Origin of the sequence: Rhodococcus sp. UYP9 (assembly GCF_040547235.1) — a bacterium.
GTDB lineage: Bacteria > Actinomycetota > Actinomycetes > Mycobacteriales > Mycobacteriaceae > Rhodococcoides.
The window spans coordinates 1-14,818 of the sequence record NZ_JBEPPH010000014.1 but is presented as its reverse complement, the minus strand read 5'-3'; the positions used below and the strand labels follow the sequence as shown (position 1 = coordinate 14,818).

General features: G+C 61.2%; 15 protein-coding genes and 3 pseudogenes. 8 read left to right on the top strand and 10 right to left on the bottom strand.

Going from position 1 to position 14,818, the window contains the following annotated elements; genetic code table 11:
• Positions 1-321: 321 nt before the first annotated feature.
• Entirely contained in the window at positions 322-1,152 is an 831-nt protein-coding gene (locus ABIB36_RS21830; RefSeq protein WP_354563576.1) for a hypothetical protein, read from the bottom strand.
• Positions 1,153-1,558: 406 nt separating this feature from the next.
• On the opposite strand from ABIB36_RS21830, the pseudogene ABIB36_RS21825 reads away from it, so the two are divergent.
• A pseudogene (locus ABIB36_RS21825) lies at positions 1,559-1,881 on the top strand (VOC family protein).
• Positions 1,882-2,125: 244 nt separating this feature from the next.
• Here ABIB36_RS21825 and ABIB36_RS21990 read toward each other — a convergent pair.
• The 6 genes and pseudogenes from ABIB36_RS21990 to ABIB36_RS21800 form a co-directional block, all read right to left on the bottom strand.
• Positions 2,126-2,440: an Rv1352/Rv1906c domain-containing protein gene (locus tag ABIB36_RS21990; protein WP_502950155.1), complete on the bottom strand. Its 315-nt coding sequence runs from the start codon at positions 2,438-2,440 to the stop codon at positions 2,126-2,128.
• A 389-nt stretch (positions 2,441-2,829) separates the two neighbouring features.
• The gene (locus ABIB36_RS21820) at positions 2,830-3,108 is read right to left on the bottom strand and encodes a phosphotransferase (protein WP_354563578.1); all 279 of its coding nucleotides are present in this window, start codon (positions 3,106-3,108) and stop codon (positions 2,830-2,832) included.
• Between the two features lie 381 nt (positions 3,109-3,489).
• On the bottom strand, positions 3,490-3,603 hold the full coding sequence (locus tag ABIB36_RS21815; RefSeq protein ID WP_502944966.1) for an Lsr2 family DNA-binding protein: 114 nt from the start codon (positions 3,601-3,603) through the stop codon (positions 3,490-3,492).
• Positions 3,604-3,925: 322 nt separating this feature from the next.
• Positions 3,926-4,380 (bottom strand): annotated as a pseudogene (locus tag ABIB36_RS21810) (DUF8820 family protein).
• A 26-nt stretch (positions 4,381-4,406) separates the two neighbouring features.
• Entirely contained in the window at positions 4,407-5,588 is a 1,182-nt protein-coding gene (locus ABIB36_RS21805) for a DUF6745 domain-containing protein (RefSeq protein WP_502944967.1), read from the bottom strand.
• Positions 5,589-6,302: 714 nt separating this feature from the next.
• Positions 6,303-7,187: a TolB family protein gene (locus ABIB36_RS21800; protein ID WP_354563583.1), complete on the bottom strand. Its 885-nt coding sequence runs from the start codon at positions 7,185-7,187 to the stop codon at positions 6,303-6,305.
• A 323-nt stretch (positions 7,188-7,510) separates the two neighbouring features.
• Between ABIB36_RS21800 and ABIB36_RS21795 the strand changes: the two genes are divergently transcribed.
• Together ABIB36_RS21795 and ABIB36_RS21790 are read left to right on the top strand one after the other, a co-directional pair.
• Complete coding sequence (locus ABIB36_RS21795; RefSeq protein ID WP_354563585.1) at positions 7,511-7,960, top strand: hypothetical protein; 450 nt, start codon at positions 7,511-7,513, stop codon at positions 7,958-7,960.
• On the top strand, positions 7,950-8,834 hold the full coding sequence (locus tag ABIB36_RS21790) for a zeta toxin family protein (RefSeq protein WP_354563587.1): 885 nt from the start codon (positions 7,950-7,952) through the stop codon (positions 8,832-8,834). Before ABIB36_RS21795 ends, ABIB36_RS21790 begins: the two co-directional genes overlap by 11 nt.
• Before the next feature lie 189 nt (positions 8,835-9,023).
• Here ABIB36_RS21790 and ABIB36_RS21785 read toward each other — a convergent pair whose 3' ends face one another.
• Positions 9,024-9,590 carry a DNA/RNA non-specific endonuclease gene (locus tag ABIB36_RS21785; RefSeq protein ID WP_354563590.1) on the bottom strand — a complete coding sequence of 189 codons (567 nt, stop codon included), beginning with the start codon at positions 9,588-9,590 and terminating at the stop codon, positions 9,024-9,026.
• Between the two features lie 271 nt (positions 9,591-9,861).
• Here ABIB36_RS21785 and ABIB36_RS21780 point away from each other — a divergent pair, with 271 nt between their 5' ends.
• The 3 genes from ABIB36_RS21780 (at position 9,862) to ABIB36_RS21770 (ending at position 10,987) form a co-directional block, all read left to right on the top strand.
• Positions 9,862-10,068, top strand: a complete 207-nt coding sequence (locus tag ABIB36_RS21780; protein ID WP_354563592.1) for a hypothetical protein — start codon at positions 9,862-9,864, stop codon at positions 10,066-10,068.
• A gap of 388 nt (positions 10,069-10,456) precedes the next feature.
• Positions 10,457-10,687: a hypothetical protein gene (locus ABIB36_RS21775; protein WP_354563593.1), complete on the top strand. Its 231-nt coding sequence runs from the start codon at positions 10,457-10,459 to the stop codon at positions 10,685-10,687.
• Between the two features lie 66 nt (positions 10,688-10,753).
• A complete protein-coding gene (locus ABIB36_RS21770; protein ID WP_354563594.1) occupies positions 10,754-10,987 on the top strand; it encodes a hypothetical protein in 234 nt (77 codons plus the stop codon).
• Positions 10,988-10,994: 7 nt separating this feature from the next.
• Here ABIB36_RS21770 and ABIB36_RS21765 read toward each other — a convergent pair whose 3' ends face one another.
• Entirely contained in the window at positions 10,995-11,342 is a 348-nt protein-coding gene (locus tag ABIB36_RS21765; RefSeq protein WP_354563595.1) for a hypothetical protein, read from the bottom strand.
• An 808-nt stretch (positions 11,343-12,150) separates the two neighbouring features.
• Between ABIB36_RS21765 and ABIB36_RS21760 the strand changes: the two are divergent.
• Both ABIB36_RS21760 and ABIB36_RS21755 read left to right on the top strand, forming a co-directional pair.
• A pseudogene (locus ABIB36_RS21760) lies at positions 12,151-12,309 on the top strand (integrase); the annotation flags it as partial.
• A gap of 644 nt (positions 12,310-12,953) precedes the next feature.
• Entirely contained in the window at positions 12,954-13,739 is a 786-nt protein-coding gene (locus tag ABIB36_RS21755; RefSeq protein WP_354563596.1) for a class I SAM-dependent methyltransferase, read from the top strand.
• 163 nt (positions 13,740-13,902) lie between these two features.
• On the opposite strand, the gene ABIB36_RS21750 is transcribed toward ABIB36_RS21755, so the two are convergent.
• Positions 13,903-14,541 carry a hypothetical protein gene (locus tag ABIB36_RS21750; RefSeq protein ID WP_354563597.1) on the bottom strand — a complete coding sequence of 213 codons (639 nt, stop codon included), beginning with the start codon at positions 14,539-14,541 and terminating at the stop codon, positions 13,903-13,905.
• Between the last annotated feature and the right edge of the window lie 277 nt (positions 14,542-14,818).

Sequence of the window (14,818 nt, the reverse complement as noted above, 5' to 3'; positions counted from 1 at the left end):
CACACGCACCAACCCGAGGGCTGCGAGATCGACTGACAACAATCACACCGTGGCTCTAGAACGCGGTGGTCCGACTATCGGGGACCTGCCACGTTAGCCACACCTTCGCTGCGCTCCGGCCCACGGGCTCCAAAAACTTTTCATAGCGCCTCCGGCTGAAAAATTTTTGTCCCAGTGCCAGGACACCGGTCCCGTGCACCGCCTTCTCTCCTTGAGACAGATGTCGGCATCTCAATAAGGATTGTCAACGGTTCAAGGTCTCAACGGAGGAAAAGAAGCGGATGAATGCGGTGCCGACGTCACGGACGGCCTATGCCGCTGTCAGTTTTCTTCGTGCCGGCCGAACTTTACCCAGGTCACTCCGTCGATCTCTTGTGGTGACCGAAATACGGGTTGGCTGAACGGTGTGGCACCGATGATGCGGGCAGGTCTTTGCGCTCGGCCGTCATCGAACTTTCGGAGCTGCTCTGCGCGTACTCCCGCGAGGTCGATGTCGTAGGCAAACGCTTTGTCACCAGCCACGAGGTGCCAGGTGTAACGCACAGTCACACGCGACAGTCCGTGGAGGGTCACTTCTTCGATTGTGAACCACTTGCCGCTTCTCATCCGTCCTAGTTGGTCCGCGAGAGTGGCTGTCAGTGTGGAGACGAACTCGTGCGCCCATACCGCGGGTTCGGATGCTATCGGACGCGCTACGAGGTCGGCGTTGATGATGTCCCCATGTCGGCGAAGGTGCGCGAGCAGTTCTTGGCTTTCAGGAACGACTTTCTCCGGGTAGGCGCGGCGTCCTCCGCAGAGGTAGAGCCACCGGAAGTCGCTGGGAGCCAGACGTGGTGCTGTGGCATCGGTGAACGCGACGAACAACGCTGGCAGGGGCCGTAACTGCGCTCTGTCATTGAGGATTCGATATGCGTAATCGGCCAATTCTCCGAGGACAGAACGTGTCCATGCGATCCGCTCGCGGACCGGCAGGTCGACTGCCGGTGGTGGGTGACCCTGGGGTTCTTCACCGGTGCGGTTCAGTCGTGCGTGTACGGCAACCGTCACCATTCGTGTACCAGCTGTGCGATCGAACGTCCCTAGAAACGACGGGTCGGAGGTCCCGACGAATACTCGAACAGTCACGTCGTCGAGTTCAACGCTGGGCGCCACGATCGAAGGACCCCGGCCTACTGATGGTCTGCGCGCGGTCCCGTAGACAGTAGCCAGGTAGTCGCGTACGGGCGCTAGATCGATACCAGCATTGTTACGAATCGACTCCGCAATCTCAATGGAGGTCTTATCTGCGGTCACGTTCTCACGCACCGGATCTGCGCTGGCTCGCGGTCCCATCCATATCTTGATTTTGCTTGAGTTTCGGCACCGGGCACACTCCTGCGTACTCCGTCCGGAGACGAAGAGCACCACTCTACACCTCAGCAGCGAAGGGTCGTCAAGTTCAACTCGGTGGGAGGCTTTGCGACATCGTGAATAACTTGTCATGCCGTTCACCAGTGTCGCGAGTTGCTGGTGGACTGCGCCAGACCTGGAGGCGTTGAACTGCCTAGGAGCAGAACCAATGTCAGATCGTTTCGATCACATGATCATCGTTACCAAAGACCGTGAAAGCGCAGCGACATTTTTCCGTTGTCTCTTTGATCTTCCAGAAGCTCCTTCGTGGGGCCCATTTCTCAACGTCCAACTGAGCGACGGGACGTTCCTACAGTTCGCTGAGCCACCAGGACCAGAGGTCCAGTCGCAGCATTACGGTTTCTCGTCGACGACGACCTGTTTGATGCCTCTTGGGGTCGACTAGACGATGAGAGCGTCGAGTACTGGGCGGATCCACACCTGACAAAGAAGGGTCAGATCAATCACCATCACGGTGGGCGCGGGGTCTAATTCAGAGATCCGTCAGGTCATCGTCTGGAGATCTCACCCGGTCTTACCTGCAACCCATTACGCTTGAACCTCACGAGGATCGGTCCACGAGGCGGCAGACGGCCTGACTGTCACGGGCGAAGTTGCAACTGATTCGACGATGCGTACTCGACCGGCGAATGTGCAGTATTCAAAACGTGCAGTAATACCTTGTCCTCTTTACACGATCGAGTGTGTTGGGCTGTAGTTGATCTGCGATGGTCAACTACGAAGACACTCGACTTAGCGTGCCGCACCCGGATGTGTACAAGGCGGTGTCTCCCTCCTTAACCTCCAGAACTTGAAACGAGTACTCGAAGGATCCACCGGAGATAACGTGTTCTGGAGTGTTTTCTGTGCTGGACAGACGAGCCCAGTCGCATCGAGATATTGGACCTTCCGCGTCCGACACCATAGGGAACGAGACCTCGTACCTGCCCGGGGGCAGATCAGGTCCTACGATGCGCACGCCGTCTCCGGTCACTGTCAATGGTTCAGGCAGCGCACTCACGTTACCTTCGCGAGCAATCGAGAAGTCCATCGCGAAATCCTCGGGAGTCCCACAGCCAGCGACCGAGGCTATTCCGAGTGCCAGGAGCGCATACGTCGCTCGATGTCCGCTCGTGGTCATTGAGACGCGCATGCCCAAAACATTACTGCTGAGTGGGTCGGATGCTGCGCTCCCGGTTGGTGAACGTTGTCGAGGATGATTCCTTCGAGCTACGTTGCATCGGGGTCGTATCTCGCTTTGGACCGGCGGATGTGCAGTAATCGAACCATGCGGTATCCCCCGGATTCTTCCCGGTTCCAGGTGTCGGCCTAGATCGAGGTGGGCGATACCTTCTCCATCGAGTCACCATGACATCCCGAACGGAGTGGAGAATTGCGCGGCGGCATGCTCAGGCCAAGAGGGGCCTAGTTTCCGATCACTCATCCCGCGTTTTGCGTGGCGTTCCAGAGTCGACAATAGAAGTCCAGGCGATCTTGGTCGAGTTCGATGCCGTAGCCGTCGAGCACCTCCGCGGTAAGCAACCCGCCGTAGTTCCCCTGGGTGCTCATGATCGCTGGAGCCAGGTCCGCCCAGCGGTCGCCGACTCCCATCGAACCGAGGTCGACATGAGCGCAGGGTGGGCCCGCCTCGTCGATCAGCGTGTTCGGAGCGCAAGCATCGCCGTGATAGACGACCGTTTTTTTCCGTCGGATACGCACCGATGTCCGGTTTGAGACCTCGGGCGTGCGCTCCGCCGATCCTCGACGCGATCGACCACTCGAATGGGCACCCTTCGGCCGGAACCTCGTCATGGAAGGAACGAAGTCCGGCCCCGATCGCTCTGGCAGCGGTGATGGGATCGGACAGCCACTTAGGGTCGACGGCCTACTCATCTTTTTCAGCCCTCACAATCGCACGCGGCGAGTATCCGTGGGTACCCGCGGCAAGTGCTTGAGCCGGTTGAAGGGTTTCCCACGCTGAATGTGCCCAGTCCAGGTGCACCCCCACCGGGCTGCCTGTGTTGCTCGACACGTCCGAGCTCCCTGCTCGACGCGCCACCACCGGCACCCCCTCACGTCCAAGAAGGCGGATTCCGTCGGTCAGTGAGCGGCGGTGTATGTCTCTTCGATACTGACGGGAATCAGGCAACGTTCGCTGATTTCGTAGCCCTGGTCGAACGCCCACTGCCGGATCGCCCGTGTCTGCTCCGACACGGTTGCCCGATCCGCCGGCCGCTGTCGCGGTCGTTGCGGCAGCGGGGTAGGGCATACGCTGTGCGGCCACAGCCTCGTGTCGCGTGCCCGATGTAGTAGCGGAGCTTCTTGTAAAATCGTTCGCGTTCTTCGCTTTCAGGTCGACCGAGTACTCGACGCCGTTGATCGCGTATTCGATCATTTCGCCGGATTCGTCGTCGATGACCGACCGTCGATACCGTCCACCATTTGGGTTGTCTCTCGTTCGGCCACAGCCGGTGGCAGCCACTCAGTCACCACTGCGGCGGAGTCGAACTGATACACCTCTGCGGCGGAGCCGCACTCAGTCGGCGACCAACTGCGTCGACTCGAAGTACCCACCTCGACCACGCTCACGTTGCCTGCCGATGACGTAACGGCCCGGGGCAATTCCGGTGGCGCCGTGCTCGGGGTGGATCAGGTAGGCGGTCACCGTGTTGTCGAGAATTCCGAGCGCCAGACGCCGCGTATCGCTCACCGGTGTCGACCACGTGCAACGGCCGCCCTCGGCTACGAGGCTGTGCGGATTTCCACCCGCTGCGCTGCGCAGCAACTCGATTCCGGACAGGGGCACGTCGTCGATTCGCGTCCACACCCCGGTGGAGACGACGCCTTCGAGCAGGCATACGGAACGACGATGAGGTCGCCTTGGGCTTGCATGCCGTCGATGATCGGCACCGAAATTTCCTTGTCGAGATAGTCGAAGACGTCGAGGCCGGTCATCGTTGTCAATGTGGACAGGATCATGTTCTGGTTCATCTGAGTCACCTTGTGTAAGAGTAGGTTCAGGTTCGGCGGAGCAATTGGGCGTAGTTTTCTCCGCTGAGGCCGTAGGTCCAGCCTGCGGCGTCGAGGGCCGAGAAGAATTCACCTGGAACGTGCAGCCCGTAGCGTCTGCGCTGGCCATCGCGTTCGCGAGACCCATTGACAACGAGAAGCACGCGACCTTCGCCGCCCCAGCCGGCAGGGGTGGCGAACAGCTGCAGAGTGCAGCCATCGTTGCCTGGATCGTCGGCGTTGTCGACCAGGGTGAGTCCTGCAGCGTCGATGTAGTTGTCCCACCCGATGCGTTCGATTGCGGAGCGGCGGATCTCGACGTTGCGTTCGACGGTGATGCGTTCGACGCTCGGGTCGAGCACCACCCAATCCGGCACAATTGTGCCGTTCAGGACGTATGTCGCACTGCCGTCAGCGAATTGGATCGCCGGTTCGTCGTGGTGGTGCAGCCGTCTTTCGCCGTGTACTCGATCGGGAATGGGTTCGGAGTGCAGCACGGTCGGTCGTTCGGACATTACGCAGACGTCGTCGAACGCCCACCACCATCCCGTCGATTCGGTCAGGGCAACAAGTGCGTCGAGCAGTTCGTTGTCCTGTGGTTGGAAGGTTGCGAGGCCGAGGCGGCGGTAGATGTCGTAGTACGCCATGCGGTGTGCTTCCTGCTGGCCGTACCACGGGATTTCGCCGACGAGGGGCGGCATCAGTATCCTGATGGCGGGTGCGACGCCGTCGAACAGGCTGGTGTGCAACGAGTCCCACACCGTCGATCGTATGATCGGGTTGAGTCCGATGCCCGCGCGGACCGACATTTCGGGTGGCTGATTTCGTACTGCAGCCGTTGTGCGACCTTGGGCTGCTCTGAGCGCCTGAGACCGGATCGTCATCGGCCATCGGGGTGGTGGCCGTTCGCTCACCGGCAGCTGGATGCATGCGTCCATTCGGGAGCGTGAAATGGAGAGCAGTGTTGTGATGCGAGCCGATGCACAGGTGGGGCCTTCTACGGCAAAGGTTACAGCGGAAGCCAGGTTGTCCCCGGCGATGCGGGCCGCTGCAGCTGCCGGAGACGGTTCCCATACGAAGCGAGGAACGGGGAGGTCGGCATGTCGATACAGCTGAGCCACAGCAGATTCGGCAGAGTGTCGATCCGATGGTCCGGCGCGCATTCCGTGACCGAGATAGGTGTCGCGCATAGATACGACACTGCGGATGAGTTCTGAATGGGGGTCTTCGATGAGTGTCCCGTGCGACGAAGAAGTCGAGGGGATCTGCACGGCGCTCACGCGATGGAGGCTGTGTCAACCTTTCCAGTAGTCATGGGAACAGCCTGACACACATGATGCGTCGCCGCTAGTGGTGCGCTCGAGTATTCCAGGCGGGCCGTTGCAAACCCTGCAAATCAAAAGTGGTCGTAGTTCCTCTGTGCTCAGTGCTCAGTGCTCCGATGCCGACGCAGGGGACGCAGCCGGGGTCAGGATGTCCTGACGGCGACGTACTGACGTAAGGACCTGATCATCGGCTGTTGAGGCGCGTTCTTGGAGACGGCGGCTGCGGATTCGGTGGTCAAGCGAGGCCCGGGTCGCGATCGAGTGCAAGTTCGAGGTCTGTTCCTGCGGCAACCGAGTCCGACAGCTGCACGAACAGCATTTTCGCCGTCGTCACTGCGTGCTAGCTATCTTCACCGAGCACGGTCCAGTCACCGCTACCGCGGACGCCCAGGCCTATATCGATCACGTCTTGGCCGGACTATTCTCGCGCGTGATTGTCGCCCGCGGCGGTCGACATAGCCAATAGCAAAACTCGGCGCATAGACTGGCCCGGTTCTCAGACCACTCGGCGTAATCGATCTTGCGGATTGGACGCGTCGCGAAGGCGAGCGAACCCAAAAGTGCAACGTAGCTCGCGGGTCAACGTCCGCCACCCACGGTCGGCATCTGACCGCTCAGGGAGCGTGGAGTCAGCCGTTTCTGGTCGGATCCGTCGGGGTTCATCGATGCAATCTCAGGCTGGGAGCCGGTGGCGATGTCGGTCACCAGTTCACCCATCTGTGTAACCGCCCGGTCGTACAGTATGCGCGAGCCGTCGGGCGTGAACTTCGGATGTACGGCGTAGGTATCGGTGAGAGGTGTGATCTCCCCGCCGCCGGAGGGCATTGTGTAGATCTCGGAGCCGTTGTTGCCGCCTCGGTTACTGGAGAAGACGAGCGTCGACCCATCGGGCGAAAAGGCCGGGTCGGAGTTCCAGAACTGGTCGCGCAGAAGCACTGTCGATTCTCCGCCGTTGACAGGCACTTCGTTCAGATACCCGCCGGTGACGTAGACCACCCGTGAGCTATCCGGGGAGAATGTCGCTCCGAAGGCCGACTCTTCTTGCGCGATGACATGTGCGTCGGATCCGTCGACGTTCATGATGTTGATGCTGCCGTTTGCGGTAAACGCGATCTTGGATCCGTCGGGTGAGAAAGCCGGTTGGTAGCCACCCTCGTACACCGACGTCGATTCACCCGACTCGAGGTCGATGATCTCGATGAACCGGCCTCGGGCGTACGCGAGTTGCTCGCCATCGGGGGAGAGGGCGGCGCCGTACGCGTAGTTCGGGTCCCGGCTGTCTTCGCCCACGGTCGGGGTGACCTGGCGCAAGCCGGAGCCGTCGATGTTCATGAAAAACAGCTGGCCCCATCCGTCGTCGAAGGCCACGACTACCGGTGTCGGTTCGGGTGGAGGGTCGTCGGCGCATCCTGCCGCGAGCAGTGTCAGCGCGGCGAGCGCGGAGATCAGCCGGATCCGATGCATCGGGCAATCATCTCAGAACTGCCAATGTGCAGAACCCTGGTACGCAGCGCTGCCTGTTGCTGAGGTCGTGAAACTGTTGTTTACCGGTGGCGAAATCATTCAATTGAATGACTAGGTCACGGTTGGATGTATACCGTTCGAATGAACGACCGGCGCACGACCAGCGTGTTGTCGTGCAGGTGTTCGGATTGCGGCCTGGGGTGAGCAGGGCGCGCTTCGTTCGCCGTAGGTCAACCCAGCATGTGTCTCGTACGAGACGGGAGAGCACTGCAATCGAACTGCGCGGTGATACAATTTGGTATAACTGTATTTGAGGAGGTCTGATGTCACTTGCTCACGACATGGAACGTGATCTTCGGGCGATACCTGCAGAACGAGAACTCCTGCAACTCAAACTCCTGCGCGCGGTTGCGCACGCTACCGACAATGACATCGCTCAACGGGTCATTGCGAAGAACCTTGCGGTCACGCAGCCCGAGGTGAGCCGCATAGTCAAGAAGTTGCGGCTCAACCCGGCGGCACGTGAGCGTAGTCCGCGCGAGGTGTTGCTCGAGCATGCCGCCAAGCTCCTCGACCACGACGCGATGGTGGCCGAACTGACCTCGTGGCCGTACACATTCGGGCACATCGCTGACGGCGATCTGGCAGGGGAGAGCTACGTGCGGGGGACGTGGGATCAAATCGAACGCGCTGGGGATCTCCTGGTCGACGAGGATTATCGAGTGCTTCTCGCGGCCACGGCCGACCGGCGTGCGCAGGCGAATGCACTCTGACCTTGCCGTTGCGGTTGCCTTCGAACTCGAAGCCTGGTGCAGACCCGGTGGGGTACTCGACAAGAACGGTGCCCGAGCCTCGAATCACTCCTTCGACCCGGTGTCGCGGCGCCGAACCCGCGACGGCATCGTCGAAGCCTTCCTCGCCGAACACACCGATGTAGCCGTCGGACGTCAGTTCCTTGCGTTGGCGACCGCGGGACCTCCTGGGGTCGGAAAGTCGTCGAGTATCGACCGCCGCCATCTAGCCGGACAGGGGTGGCGGATCCTCGACGCCGACGTCGTCAAGGACTACCTGCTCCGCGACGCGGTCGCCTGCGGCGTCTACGACGACCTCTTCGATCAGGTGTTGCCCGACGGGCAGCCGGTGATGCCGCGGGAACTCGCGACCCTGGTGCACTCGGAGTCGACGATCCTTCTCGACGCGATCACCGAGATCTGTATGGCGCGTAGGGAAAACATTGTTCTGGAGGGGACGTTCAGTTGGCCCGGTCTCGCTCCTCGTCTGCTGAACGACCTCGCATCTGCGGATTACGAGAAATTCACGATCCTCGACGTCGAGGCCCCCGCGGAGATCACCCGTGCGCGAGCGTTGACCCGGTGGTGGCGCGGCCGCCTCGATGCGATCAACGGCGGCGATCCATTCGGTGGCCGCTTCACCCCTGGTTTCGTCATCGACGCCCTCTACACCGGCGACACCGAGGTAACGGTATGCGCCCGCAACGCCCGGACAGCGTTCGATCATGCACTCGCTGCGGAAATTCCGACAGTCGAGTTGCTCGTCGAGCACTTCGGCGGCGGTGACGAGACGTGGGTGAAGGAGAACGGGGTCGTGGTGTACTCCCACGGTGCTGCCGATCGCCGCGCTCCATGACCCGACGCCCATCTGAAGTCGGTAACGTAGCCAACTCACCCGCCGGGGTCACGGCGGACACCGAAGCTCTCTGCCAGAGAACGATGTCGGCGTACGCGGCAAGTTCGCTCCACCGTTGCTGTTCGAGTCGTGCGGCCGGTTGAAGGATGTACCGATCCGCCGCGACGAGTTGTTTCATCGACAGTTCGGTTATGGCGGCGATGTCTTCGATGGGCACCTGGAAGGTCCGGTACGGCCCGAGTGGGGGAATAGCGGAGTCGGCGCGGGCGGGATGTTCGAGGATCGGCCCCAGCGATGGTGTCTGGTCAAGGATGTATCCGTCGCCGCCAACTGTGACTCCTGTTCCCCGGCGGCTATTTTGAAGAACCGTCGTGGAATTGCGACGTCCCGGTACACCGGATCGTCGGCGGCGAAGATGCATCCGGAGAACACCGATAATAGCTGCCCGTACTGGCGTGCGTGTCGGAGTATGTAGTCCTCGAGCCCGAGCCGCAAGGTTTTCGACTGGTTCAAGGTCAAGGTCGCGGTCGCGGTTTGCGGCCCGCACACCGTGTAGTGGAAGGTGTCGTCGTTGGCCAGCTCGGCGACCGCGGCGGTGCCCCAGACTGGGTCGCGGCGCCGCACCAGATGACCGAGGTAGAGATCGCTACTGGCATACAGCTGCGGGCCGGCCTGCTGCGTGGCCGGCAGCCGCGGATCGAGTCGCCAGTCGTCGCCGCGTTCGACATCGCGCAGCTGGGATCCGCCGATGTTCACCGCTGTGCTCGCCGCCAGGCAGCGCTCCGGGTCGATCGGGGACAGTGAAGTGCGTGTACGGCAACACAACCAGATTTGGCCGTGATGGTGGATCAAGTTCGATGGCGGGTAGGAATGCGGAGTTGTAGCCAGCGGGGGAGAGCACCGCCTCAGTGAATCCGGCGATCGTGACGAGCACATGAACACACCCCGCTCTCGGGGTCGATTACGTACCTTCGGATGGCGGCGCCCGAAACCGAGCGCCTGCACACGAGATCTAGGAGGTATACCCATGGCTGCAATCGCTGACAAGCTCAACAAGGCAAACGAAGACAAGCCCCTGCCCGAAGTCGTCGACGCACCCGTCGAAACACTGCAGGGCGTGAGCCCCGGCGACGCCGAACACCTCAAGGCCGCGTTCAATATCAAGACCATCGGCGATCTCGGACGCAACAAATACTTCCTCTGGGCGCAGTCCATCGCCAAGCTCGCCGAGTAGTTCCTACTCGCAGCGTCGACGAGAGTCACAGGACCGCATTGTCCATGTGACTCTTCTCGTTGATCAGCATCGGTGACTGTCGCCTGGCCACCAGTTTCGCCATGAGGGACTTCGGCGTCGCCTGTGCGGGCCAGGGGGATCTGTGGCGGAACGTTCGCGCCGTCGACCCGGATCTATCGGCTCGGCCGGTACCGTCGCACAGGTGACGTCGAGACAGGGAGGCGCGTTGGGCGACTACTGCTACCAGTGGGCGCTGTTGTCGACTGGTGCGCCGCCGCCGACACCTCGCCGCTACCCGCCCGGGTGACTTCGCTCCGGCTGGCATTGGACTCTGCGCACAGATAAAACGATCCGACGTGCCGCGCAGTGTCACGCGATCGCGGCCGCATTGCCGACCGGCGGGTCGACGGCGGCATTGTTCGGAGGCCGCGACGTCGTACTCTTCCACTTGGCCGGCGCAGGCCTCTCCTACAACGCGATTGCAGCTCTCGACAGCGGCAATATCAACGCCGACCGTAACAGCCTCTGGATCGGCGGCCGCCACCGAATCCGCATTTGTCCCAAGCTTCGACAAAGTGCGATCCGAACGCGCCGAGTGGCCCGCAGCGCGGACTTCTGACTTCGATCCGCAGGCGTCAGGGTTTTCCCTGATGTGCTCGACCGAACGCGAGTCCAGACTTGAGCTATGAACATCGAGACATGGTGGCCGAAGGTGACCGCGGATTCACGGGAATGGCTGCTCGATCATGCCGGCGAACCGGTCGAACCGAGCGTGCGCGCCGACATCTTGTCGGTCACCGCCGTGGCGGACGGCTCGACGTGGGATGGGAGCGGGTCGGAAGAGGGCGAGTTCGAACTGACTGATAGGACGGTGGACTGGATCGAAGCCGTTGCCAACGGCGAGACGCCGATCTTCTAGCGAGCCGTCAGGCGACGGTGAAGCGCACGGTGTTGCCCGCCGGGTCGAGCAGTGTGGTGTTGAGCGGGGAGTCCGTGGTTACGGTCAGTCCTGCATTGCCTGAACCGATGTCGATCGCGATTTGTTTGGTCCACTCGCTGCCATGCGCGGGAATTGTTCCCGATCTGGGGGCAGAGTTCAGGTGGACCATCCAGGTGCCACCGGTCGGCTTGGCGCCGCTGTACGGGTCGACCCATGGTGCGTCGAAGTTGTTCATGTTCACGTACACCGTTAGCGGGCAGTCGGCGTTGAAGAATGTCCGCCACGTCAGCGTGACAACAGCGATGCCCGGCCTGTCGTGCGGTGTAGACGTCACCGCCCACCTCACCGGCGCACGGAAGGGACAACTCTCGTCCCAGGGAAATGTTGTACGGGAAGGGTGTGAACTCCTGGTGGTGTGCTGACGCCACCCCGGGCACGCCGAGGAGAGCTGCTGCGAGCGCAGCGCCGACAACGGTGATTCGGACAGTCCAGGATCGAGTCACGAACAGGACAATACGGTAATAACGTTCGTGAGGGCAGCTATCGGTCTCGCCAGGTCTCTCGTCGACCTAAACGCTTGTGCGAGCTAACGTGGTCGCTCACAGGTAACTCCGCGCCCAACGGCTTCGTCTCGTCCGAGGGCGCGAAATATGCAACATGACTTCACTGAGCCCACCCCGTTGACTCGAAGTTCAGCGTCGTCACCGTCGCAGTGGACGCACTCGATATCGAAGACTCCACGGTTCCGCCGCCAGCGGTCGGCGACTACACAAGATGGTTGTTGAACTTCTCGTTGTCGGACGGTGCCAACGCAACAGCGTTCCCGGGGCAGCCGACGTGGAACCCGAATCTGCGTGCTTTTCAATTCGGAGGCATCACTGCATATGTGAGAAACCTGCAGTCTGTGCCTCGAAAGGACACCGCGTCGCTCAGAGGATCTTTTCGGGGAACAATGCTCGGTGGCTCGACTCCAGATAATCTGCCGACGCCGGCGGGTGTAGTTCTCGGACTCCAATTTTGCACCGAGATCTATCGAGAACGACGCCCCGGGGGGAGTCCGTCCCTGGATCTTGTATCTTGCGACGCGTTTCTGCGAGCCCGAAGTGGTGCCATCGAGATGGCATGGCAGCCGGTTCCGATGCATCGCGGCGATCGCGGACCGCCACCGCGCTACCGGCCATGACAACCCGTGCGGCCACGAGATGGTCCGCGCCACCCTCGCCGGTATCCGAAGGGATTACGTATCGGCGGGGGAGCGGCCACGCAACCCCCGCGCGCCGTTGCTGACCTCCGAAATCACTAAACCACGTCGAAACCCAGGCGGACGCACTGTTGCAGGAACTCATCGACTTCGTCGATTCTGACGTGCCGGATCCTGCATGGATATCGGGCAGTCGCGACCACCTTCCATGACACAAACTTTTCGGGCGGCCCGATTCCGATTCCGGTTCTGACTATGGGACGTAGAGCGGACGACGCGGAGCGAGGCCCTGATAAGGCGGGGTGAATAAGCCTTCAGCGCACTACGACGGTCAACTCGGACCGACTGACCTCGACAGGGCCCAGGCGGGGCCTGGCCGCCCCACAGCTCGGTGGAGCTGCCGATACGAAAGGCCGGAGGCAGGTCGTTGACGACCGACCCAAACCCGGCCGAACCTACCCGCGTGACCCGACCCTAACTGAAAAGACCGAACGTCAGTTCCTTTCACTGGGCGCAACGCCGCTCAATGTCAGCGGTATGGAGCGGGTCGGCGCGATTGCGGTCTTTCTGTCGAGATGCAGCGAAGATCGACGGGACACGCCATCGCACTTTGGCAGAAGTTGGGTGAGCCGGGGAGACCAACCAAAGTAGGTGCTTCGCCCGTAAACGGATTGCCTGCTGGTGAACCGGATTTCCCACCGGAACAGTCGACAACGTCGGTCTTCTCTGCGCTATCGTCCCCGTATGGGCGTCGATTCCCGCGCGGCTTCCGGGTTCCGCGCGGTCGCAGAGGACTACGAGACTGGACGACCGACGTACGCCGATGTGTCGATCGACCGAATTTTCACTGACCTAGAACTCAGTATCAGCAGTCGAGTCCTCGACCTCGCCGCCGGAACCGGACAGCTCTCTCGGTTGTTCCACAGCCGCGTCGGCAGCGTCGTCGCGGTCGAGCCCGTGCATGGGATGCGCGAACGAATCAAGACAACTATGCCTGGCATCACGGTGCTCGACGGGACCGCTGAGTCCATTCCACTGCCGGACTCAGACGTCGATGTAGTCGTTGTCGGCGAAGCATTCCACTGGTTCGAAACAGCAACGGCTACCAGCGAAATCGCCCGAGTCCTCAAACCCTCGGGAGGTCTCGGGCTTCTGTGGAACACACCCATTTGGACGGTGGACACCACGTCCTGGCTGCAGGACCTCCGGCGCATACTTTCGCACCACAAGGAGTCGGCAGGCGACTACCCGGCCGGCGTCACTTGGCAGAAGACACTCGAGAGCACTCGCTTGTTCGAGACCCTCCAGCACACCAACGCGACGCACGAACAGTCACTCGGGCACGATGCTTTCCTTGTCCAGGTGGCATCGTGGAGTTGGGTTGCCAATCTCCCAGAAGCAGCACGGCGAACAGCACTGAACGACGTTGCTGAACTGGTTCGCCCACTCGGCCGCATCGTTATCCCGTATCGCACTGATCTGTATGTCGGACGTCGTCAATCATCCCCGATGCACGACGTCCGACCCTGAACCGGGCGTTCCCGTGTGGGTGGTCCGGTCAAATCCCGAACAGCGGAGCTGAACGGATTAGCGTAAGACGCGGATCCTCCGCCACCAACCTCGCTAAACTGGCGTCACATCTGGCTAATCTTCGGCGCAAATCGACATTGAGATTGTGGTCGAGCTACCGCGCTCAGCTCCAACCCGGCTTGACGTCGCGCCGCGCTGGAAGTCCATTCCATTCTGTGAGTGGGGCCGACTGCCACCACCAATCTGGATCCGAGTGAACGCCGGCGACTACCGTTCTGCCAGTGACAGCCAGAAGTAACTCGGGCGGGCTGCCCAAAGTCGTATCGATCCACGGAAACACACGTGACACTGTTCTCGCACAGCCATTTTCGGGAAAATTTAGGAGCATCCCCACTGCGCGCGCCGCATCGGTGCCGTGAACCAGTATTTCTGTAACAGCCATGCCTGCCCAACCCGCAGCGTCGGCTGTTCCGCTGGGGTGGAACGCACGTTGATCTCCAAGGTCGCGGAGCAGTGCCGCGAGTACGTGTGCAGCCGAGAGCACGTTGTCTAGGTGTTCGGATGCGCGAGCTTCACGTCCGTCACGCAGGACCGGTAATCGGACCTGCGCTCGTCTCGCGACCTGACCGCTGTAGAAGAGCAACGCATCGCTGATGTGCTCGATGGTGTGGAGTGCAGTCCACTGCGTTGGATCCGCAGTGTTCGACCACTGCATCGATATATCGGGTATCGCAGTGAGCGCGTGTAGAGCTTGCGCGGCATGCACCACGTCGTCAGGTGTCGGTTCGGTCTGTGATGTCATGACGTCCGGATCTGTGGTCGTGTCGGGCTGGAGCAGCCGCGATCTGCAGACTATCCATCCAAAGGTGCAGTTAACAGGGCAAGAGACGCACCGTGATCAGAAATCCGCCAACCCGATGAGAATGATCGACTGACGGTATATCAGGCGTATGTGGCGGACCGCAGGTCACATCCGATGAGCTTTGATCTGCCGCGAGGATTTCGGACAATGGAGATGACTATTCTCAGGCCGCGATCGCGGGCTGCCGATAACTGTAGTGGACGTCGTTCGGGGATCG